This window comes from Pseudoxanthomonas sp. LjRoot204_2, from assembly GCF_056175765.1.
The window spans coordinates 1-2772 of record NZ_JBGFFG010000430.1 but is presented as its reverse complement, the minus strand read 5'-3'; the positions used below and the strand labels follow the sequence as shown (position 1 = coordinate 2772).

The window sequence follows — 2772 nt, the reverse complement described above, 5'->3', positions numbered from 1 at the left end:
GGGTGGTGCCGTCCTCGCCAGCGCACTGCAACGGCTGGAGGCGAAGCCCGCCGCGGCGTGGTCGCTGCTGCGGCAGGCGCTCGAAGCGTTGGCCGCCCTGCCCGACCATGCCCCTCTCGCCGCCTACGTGCCGGAAGCGATTGCGCTGCTGCGGCACGGACCGCAGCTGACGCACGTGGTCGAACACGTCACGCTGATGGCCACCGTCGACGGCCTGCTGGGCGAGCACGCGCGCATCCGCGAGGGACGGCTGGCGCTGGCAGTGGACGACCTGCCGGCCCGCTTCGCCACGCACCGCGAGCACTTCGTGCCGGCATGGCAGCGGTACCAGGCATTGCGCGGCGAAGTGGCGCAGCGGGAACGCGCGGCGATGCGCCTGTCCGAGTTCAAGGCGCGCCCGCTGACCTCGTTCGTGCGCAACAGGCTGATCAACGACGTCTACCTGCCCGTAATCGGCGACAACCTCGCCAAGCAGATGGGCACCGTCGGCGAGAGCAAGCGCAGCGACCTGATGGGCTTGCTGATGATGATTTCGCCTCCCGGCTACGGCAAGACCACGTTGATGGAGTACGTGGGACACCGGCTGGGGCTGGTCTTCATGAAGATCAACGGACCGGCGCTCGGCCACGAGGTGCGCTCGCTGGATCCCGCGCAGGCCCCGGATGCGACCTCGCGGCAGGAGCTCGAGAAGCTCAACCTCGCGCTGGAGATGGGCAACAACGTGATGCTGTACCTGGACGACATCCAGCACACGCATCCGGAATTCCTGCAGAAGTTCATCTCGCTCTGCGACGGCACGCGCCGCATCGAGGGCGTGTGGCGCGGCAAGACCAAGACCTACGACATGCGCGGGCGCAAGTTCGCGGTGGTGATGGCGGGCAATCCTTACACGGAGTCGGGCGAAGTCTTCAAGATTCCCGACATGCTGGCCAACCGCGCCGATATCTACAACCTCGGCGACGTGCTCGGCGGAATGGAAGACGCTTTCCTGCTGAGCTACGTGGAGAACTGCCTGACATCGAACCCGGTGCTCGCGCCGCTCGCCACTCGCGACCTGGCCGATCTCTACCTGCTGGTCGACAAGGCGCGCGGCAAGGACGTCAGCACCAACCAGCTGTCGCATGCCTACAGCGGCGCGGAGATCGGCGAGATCGTCGCCGTGCTGCAGCGGCTGCTGACCGTGCGTGACGTGGTCTACCGCGTCAACCAGCAGTACATCGCCAGCGCCGCGCAGGCGGACAAGTACCGGGTGGAACCACCGTTCCGGCTGCAGGGCAGCTACCGCAACATGAACAAGCTGGCGGAGAAGATTTCCCCGGTCATGAACGCTGCCGAGCTGCAGCAGCTGATTTCCGACCACTATCTCGGCGAGGCGCAGTTGCTGACCACCGGGGCCGAAGAGAACCTGCTCAAGCTCAGCGAGTTGCGCAGCATGCTGACCGGCGAAGAACAGGCGCGCTGGAACCAGATCAAGGCGGACTTCCTGCGCAACAAGGCGATGGGCGCAGACGATGCGGATGTCGGCGGTCGCGTGGTCGCACAGCTGGCCGACATCGCCGTCGGCCTGCAGCGGATGAGCGAACCCGCGCCGGTGGAAGTGGCTGCACCTGCGCCCTGGGAAGCCTTGCTCTCCGCCCTGCACGCCCTGCGCATGCCGGAGACCGCCACGCCGGTCACGCCCGCCCCCGCAGCGGCGGTCGTGGACACAGCGCCGGTACTTCAGGCGCTGCAGCAGACGATGGTGCGGCAGGACCAGCTCAACGCCGCCCTCGTCGCGCTGGCGCAGGCGATGCGCAGTAACGTGGCGGCCCCCGTGCCTGCCGGTGCGCGCAAGGCCAAGCCGAGATCGCCGCGTGAAGCGGAATTCGACCAGGTGATCGCCAGCCTCGCCTTCAAGGAAGAGCGTCCGACGCCCACGCTGGACGTATCGCCGTCGACATCCGGCGAGGATGAAGAAGGGGAGCCGCGGAGGTGAGCCTGCCGCCTTCCACCGACGCCGACACCATCGGCGTCGCCGAACACGCCGCCGCGATCCGTGCGTTGGCGCAGGCCGGCGCGGGCGACCTGCAGGCGACGTTGCGCGACCTGCGCACGGTGCTGCTGTCCGCCGATCCGCGCGCGTTGCGCCGTAGCGTCGGCTTCTGGGGCCGGCTGATCGGCCGCGACATCCGCCTGGCCGCCGAGGCACGGTCCTTGCGCGAGCGCAGCGGCATCCTGCTGCGGCAGGCCGGCTTCGAAGCCTCCCGCTTGCACCGACAGCATGAGACGCTGGCCGCGCATGCGCAGCAACTGCGTGATGCATGCGCGCGCCTGCAACGCGAGATCGACGACCTGGCGCGCCAGCAGGCCGCGGATGACTCGCACGCGGGGACGTCGCGGCTCGCGCACCTCATCACCCTGCGCAGCGCCTACGAGATCACCGCCAGCCAGCTGGACCTGGTCGCCGCCAACGCACTCGCCATCGCCGAGCGCCACGCGCAGCAATTGCCCCTGCTGACCGTGCTGCTCGACCAGCAGCTCGGTGTCGCCGCCGGTGCCGACCACGGAATGCAGCTATCCTCCGCCACGCGGACGATAGAAGCGCTGGAAGCCCACATCGAACACCTGCCCGCCCCGTCTGCCACGCAGACAGCGGTCGCGCAGCGAACCCTACCCAAGGAGGCCACATGACGACGACCCCATCCGAACAGACGCTGGTGCCCGCGGCGCTGTCGCCGCAGTTGCTGACCGACCTGGGCCTGGAAAGCGCCGACATCCCGCGCATCCAGGAGG

At 68.5% G+C, this 2772-nt stretch carries 2 protein-coding genes; both read left to right on the top strand.

Annotated elements, in window-relative coordinates:
* The coding region (locus AC04L7_RS16025) for an AAA family ATPase (protein WP_475513399.1) at positions 1–1975 on the top strand (1975 nt) is incomplete at its 5' end.
* The gene (locus AC04L7_RS16020; protein ID WP_299345774.1) at positions 1972–2670 is read left to right on the top strand and encodes a hypothetical protein; all 699 of its coding nucleotides are present in this window, start codon (positions 1972–1974) and stop codon (positions 2668–2670) included. The genes AC04L7_RS16025 and AC04L7_RS16020, both read left to right, overlap by 4 nt.
* Positions 2671–2772: the final 102 nt, after the last annotated feature.